The sequence below is a fragment of the Psychrobacter sp. UBA3483 genome, from assembly GCF_002377905.1.
Classification (GTDB): domain Bacteria; phylum Pseudomonadota; class Gammaproteobacteria; order Pseudomonadales; family Moraxellaceae; genus Psychrobacter.
Map to the genome: position 1 here is coordinate 1 of NZ_DFQS01000032.1, position 5,383 is coordinate 5,383.

The window sequence follows — 5,383 nt, forward strand, 5'->3', positions numbered from 1 at the left end:
CATGAATTTTGTCCATTACACCTGAAGCTTTAGTTTATAGCCTAAACGTTTTTAGCTTTCAACGTTTACGCTTACGGAGGCTAAAGTCATCATCTTGACGCCAAAGCAATTTATGCTTAATGGTATCTTTAATGGTACGCCGATGCTTAGGCGCTTGCGCAATCAGCTGATCAAAAGTAGTGGCATCGATACCCAACTCACAGCCATGTGCCATCATGACATTAGACGGTTGTAAGTCTTTTACCTTTTGTAGCGACTGGATATAAACTTTCGGATTATAAATGGGGAATGGCGCGACAAACTTATGACGCAACTTGATGATTAAATCGGCGGTATACACCTCACGACTTGGCAGATGAAATAAGGATAAATCACGATCTGTATGCCCTGGCGTCTCAAGTACCTGCCAATCATCAAACTGCGGAATAGTATCGCCATCACTAACCGTCAAATCAGGTTGCAGATGCGCAGGATACCAGAGCCTTTTAAAAGGACGTCCTTGACGCTTGGCCACATAGTGAGCCAGACCCAAATCGATTAAATGCATGACTTGCCCGCCAACACCACTATACCACTGCGCCTCTCTAGCAGCCGAGACAATCAAGCAGCCAGTGACTTTTCTAAGCTTATGCGCGCCGCCTGCATGATCGGGATGCATATGAGTGACGACCACTACTTTTAAATCGCTGATTGGGCGCTTGAGCGTATCTTTAATATAACCAAGCACCAGCGCCACATCAGGGCGACAACCGCCGTCCAATAGCATTAATTTATCTGGATAAACCGCCAGATAGCTACTTTGAATATAGCCATCCAAACGTACAATTTGACATAAACTCATTTATCTTCCTTGACCGCCTTGCTGTCATTCCTATGATTTATTAACGAATTATTTATTCACTTTATTGCTAATACGATGAAAACTTGTCCTTTAGTATAACGTCCAGTATTCTAAAATAAATGTCTTTGAGTGAACGCTTGTGACTAGAGAAAAATTACTGATAAGGCATGCATAGAATATTTAAAACAGCACCCAATAAAAAACCCAGCGCAGCGGCTGAGTTTTCTATTATTAAAAAAGCTAGTTATTAAAATAAACGAACAGTTAAGCCAAGTCACGTACCTTTGGCTCACGCTCCCACAAACGTGATTTGGCATTTTCAATAAAGCTATTAAGCTCAGCGAGTGGCGTGACAAACGCATCTTTTTCAATCGGTAGTTTGCTTAAGATAAACTCATCGGTTGCACCGCAATAAGCAATCGCTTTACAGTGCACATAGGCATCATTAAACCAATCGAGAGTAGCACTATCTTTCGCCAGCTTCTTCGCTTGATCTGGCATAATGATACTAACCACGGCATCAAACATCACTGACGGACCACCAGCCACGCGCTCATCGGCTTGTATAATCGTCCCATCATCTAAAGTGACTTCTTTATTTGGTGCCACAATCTTAACGCGAGCGCCTTCTGCCATAGCCGCCTCTTCGAACTTCTTAATCTCACTATGCTTAGAGCCTTCAGCGACTAAAATACCAATCATTCGTGCTTTTAAACTCTTTGGCGTTCGACCAATCGTTTGTAATGGCTCAGAGGTTGGCAGATCTTGAACCGGTGCTGCTGGCTCTGCTGCTTGCGGCAATTTCATACCTAGCGCTGTTGCCACGCGATTTGCCAAATCTTCATCGATATTGACTAAATGGCTAAGCATGCGTGTACGTACATGCGGCGTATCTACTTTACCAAGCTCAAACGCATAGGCAGAAGCGATATGAGCTTGCTCAGCTGGCGTCTGGCTACGGTAAAACATACGCGGTTGACTATAATGGTCAGCAAAGCTTTCAGCGCGTACGCGACCTTTAACGCCATCATCTAGCTGCTCGTGGAACGACTCAAAGCCTTTTTTTATGCTTTCACGTGGGCGCTCAGGATCTAAACTTTGTGGATCATACAGGGTGCGAGTTTTCGGTATCTGCATTTGCATATGACCGTCTTGCTGATTATTAGCAAACGGACATTTGGGCGCGTTAATCGGAATTTGCGCAAAGTTTGGCGAGCCCAAACGCGACAGCTGCGTATCTAGATAACTAAATAAGCGACCTTGCAATAATGGGTCATTACTAAAGTCGATGCCTGGTGGCAGATGTGATGGGCAGAAAGCCACTTGCTCAGTCTCGGAAAAGAAGTTATCTGGATAACGGTTCAGTACCATTTTACCTACGATGCGCACGGGTACCAACTCTTCAGGAATCAGCTTGGTCGCGTCTAAGTGATCAAAGGGGAACTCATTGGCTTCTTCTTCAGTAAATAACTGAACGCCAAACTCCCACTCTGGATAATCACCATTATTAATCGCTTCAAATAAATCACGGCGATTATAATCAGGATCGGCACCAGAGATTTTAACCGCTTCATCCCAAATTAGCGATTGTACGCCAAGGACCGGTTTCCAATGGAAACGTACAAAGGTGCTCTTGCCATCTTTATTAATAAAACGATAACTGTGAATACCAAAGCCTTCCATCATACCAAAGCTACGCGGTAGCGCGCGATCACTCATCAGCCAAATGACATTGTGCATGGTTTCAGGGCTAAGCGAGACAAAATCCCAAAAGGTATCATGAGCAGAGGCCGCCTGCGGAAAGCCGCGATCAGGTTCTGGCTTAACCGCGTGTACCAAATCAGGAAACTTCATCGCATCTTGAATAAAGAAAATCGGCATATTATTACCGACGATATCCCAGTTACCTTCTTCGGTATAGATTTTCACCGCAAAACCGCGCACATCACGCGGCGTATCTTTTGAGCCCTTATTACCGGCTACCGTAGAAAAACGGGTAAATAAAGGCGTCTGTTTACCCGTTTCAGTAAGAATTTTCGCGGTTGTATACTCTTCTAATGATTCGGTAAGCTCAAAATAACCATGGGCGGCACTACCACGCGCATGCACTACACGCTCAGGGATACGCTCATGGTCAAAGTGAGTAATTTTTTCGCGTAAAACAAAATCTTCTAATAATGTGGGGCCACGAGTATTGGCTCTAAGCGAGTTTTGATTGTCAGAAATGACAACACCTTGCTGGGTGGTCATCGCTCTTGTATCACCATCGGCACGCTGATGCGTTTCACCGCCATGACCACGTTCGGTATTCATGTTTTTAGCGGGGTCGGTATGATCAATATTCCTCTTCATAAAATATCCTAGCTAATAAGTAAAATGGACTACAGATAGCCCACCAAATAAGCACCAACACAGTTTTATATCCTTAGAGATAGCTTTGACTTCAGATGTCGTTTAATTGTCTGCGTTCAGCGCGATTGTTTCTTGATAGATGAGAATGCTGTTAGACATTGATACATGACAGCATCGATAAGCTCATCAATCATATTACTTAAAATCTGCCGTAGGTATGTCACATATATCGTTAAGCGTGTTGATTTTTGGTTACGCGTCAGCCAAACCACGTCTGTTTGCAGACACGCTTGTATAGTGAAATGATAATGAAGATAAAGACAGAAAAAGCTGATGAGTAGATATCTACGAGAGGGAATTAAGCACTATAAGAAGGATCACTAAGGGTTTAGCGGATAAATATACCTAAGATTATTAAGAAAAATAAAAATTAATTTTCAAAATATACTTTTTAAATATTATGGCATACCAGCTTTCTTTTGAAAAACCAATATCTCATTGTTGGCGGGCATCTTATAGCGATTTATTAGCAATAGATGCTGTTTTTCCGCCACTTCTATGATGTCCTCTAAAGCACGGATACCGCTGTTGCTATCCCGCTGCCGAAGACTATAGTCAAACTGTCGATTACTTTCACTGCTATAACGGCCATTTTCGTTAAAGGGTCCATAAATGATGAACTTTCCCTCTAAAGGTAGCATATTACCGACCAACCCAAATAACTTACTGACTAAAAACCACGACATAATATGCAAAGTATTGGCGGTAAATACCGTATCGTAAGGCGCATTGATAGTCTTATTTATCGGCACTGAATCAGACGATACATCAAAGCTTAGCGGCGCATATAAATTAGGCGCAGGATACGCAGTATGCCAAGCGTTGATAATGGCATGATTGGCAAACACATCACTGGTCTGCCAGTGTAAATGCGTCAAACGTGGCGCAAAATAGACACTATGCTGCCCCGTCCCTGAACCGACTTCTAAGACATGAGTAGCGTCTTGCAGCTCTTGCTGTAAAACGTCTAAAATCGGCTGCTGATTATTTTCACACGCTTGAGAAAATGGTAGATTAGAAACTATATTCCCTAAGTTATCCTTAACCATAAAAACACCTTATTAATAAATGCCTGCTTCTACCCCAGCTGCCAGTGTCATTGCTAGCTCTTCGACTTGCTCGGTAAATACCTCTTGCCAATCGCCTTGTAAAATCAGCGCTTCTTGAATCCATTCCCAGCGCAATCCAGTGGTAATGGTCTTTATGGCAAGCTTGGTACCCGTACCATCATGACCTGCACGAACATATAGTGCAAACGGCATGCCCTGCTTCTTCTCTAACACCCGATAATAACAGCGATCAAAAAAGTCTTTGGTCAGCCCCGCCATATACGCCAAGTTCTCAGTCGTGCCTAATAATAGCGCATCCGCAGCTAACACATCTTCAGGCTGCGTATCTTGAGGAGATTTGAGTATGATGTTGATATCTATATCAGGGTGATTAGCACCATCGTAGGCTGCTTGCGCTAGCTTTTTGGTATTCGGTGATGGCGCATGCGCGACGATAAGTAAGGTTTTACTAGCCATATCAATCACCTTTATAGAAGTTACTAGTTTTTGGAATTAATAGTCACTCTTTGAATGATATCAGGATGAATGCTTTTCGCAACCGGACAAGTTAACGCAGTGTTGTAGAATATCTTTTGCGTTTTATCGTCTAACGCTTGATTAAAAGCGATCTCGACATGTATTTCACTGACACGTCTTGGCTCAGCTACCATTATTTTGGTCACTTCAGCGGTAGTACCTGCAATGTCGATTTCCATATCACGCGCTTTGATACCGATAATCGTCAACATGCAACCGGCTAAGCTAGTCGCCAATAAATCAGTCGGTGAAAAGGCTTCGCCCTTACCTTGATTATCAACTGGTGCATCGGTAATGATTTCATTATTAGATTGCAAATGAATAGCGGTAGTACGCAAATTGCCTTGGTAGGTTACTTTTGAGGTTATCATATTATTATCCTATTATCTTAAGGAGAAAATTCACTATATCAGTAGTGTACCTAAAGCATATGACAATAACTATCATACAATTTACTATCGATACTTTACTCAACACAAAAGAAAACCCCCTCACACATTAGTGTAAGGGGGTATATCTTAAGAATAGAGAGCTGACGATGACC

Annotated in this window: 5 protein-coding genes; all 5 read right to left on the bottom strand. The window is 42.7% G+C overall.

Annotated elements, in window-relative coordinates; genetic code table 11:
* Window positions 1-58: 58 nt before the first annotated feature.
* A complete protein-coding gene (locus tag B2866_RS05580) occupies window positions 59-841 on the bottom strand; it encodes an MBL fold metallo-hydrolase (RefSeq protein ID WP_296191432.1) in 783 nt (260 codons plus the stop codon).
* A gap of 264 nt (window positions 842-1,105) precedes the next feature.
* A complete protein-coding gene (locus tag B2866_RS05585) occupies window positions 1,106-3,193 on the bottom strand; it encodes a catalase (RefSeq protein WP_296191434.1) in 2,088 nt (695 codons plus the stop codon).
* A gap of 458 nt (window positions 3,194-3,651) precedes the next feature.
* Complete coding sequence (locus B2866_RS05590) at window positions 3,652-4,302, bottom strand: DUF938 domain-containing protein (protein WP_296191436.1); 651 nt, start codon at window positions 4,300-4,302, stop codon at window positions 3,652-3,654.
* A gap of 12 nt (window positions 4,303-4,314) precedes the next feature.
* A complete protein-coding gene (locus tag B2866_RS05595; protein WP_296191438.1) occupies window positions 4,315-4,779 on the bottom strand; it encodes a flavodoxin family protein in 465 nt (154 codons plus the stop codon).
* Window positions 4,780-4,802: 23 nt separating this feature from the next.
* Complete coding sequence (locus B2866_RS05600) at window positions 4,803-5,210, bottom strand: OsmC family protein (RefSeq protein WP_296191441.1); 408 nt, start codon at window positions 5,208-5,210, stop codon at window positions 4,803-4,805.
* Between the last annotated feature and the right edge of the window lie 173 nt (window positions 5,211-5,383).

Bases quoted from the DNA above. Each gene is read 5' to 3' on its own strand.
- B2866_RS05580 (WP_296191432.1), bottom strand. From the start codon at position 841: ATGAGTTTATGTCAAATTGTACGTTTGGATGGCTATATTCAAAGTAGC.
- B2866_RS05585 (WP_296191434.1), bottom strand. From the start codon at position 3,193: ATGAAGAGGAATATTGATCATACCGACCCCGCTAAAAACATGAATACC.
- B2866_RS05590 (WP_296191436.1), bottom strand. From the start codon at position 4,302: ATGGTTAAGGATAACTTAGGGAATATAGTTTCTAATCTACCATTTTCT.
- B2866_RS05595 (WP_296191438.1), bottom strand. From the start codon at position 4,779: ATGGCTAGTAAAACCTTACTTATCGTCGCGCATGCGCCATCACCGAAT.
- B2866_RS05600 (WP_296191441.1), bottom strand. From the start codon at position 5,210: ATGATAACCTCAAAAGTAACCTACCAAGGCAATTTGCGTACTACCGCT.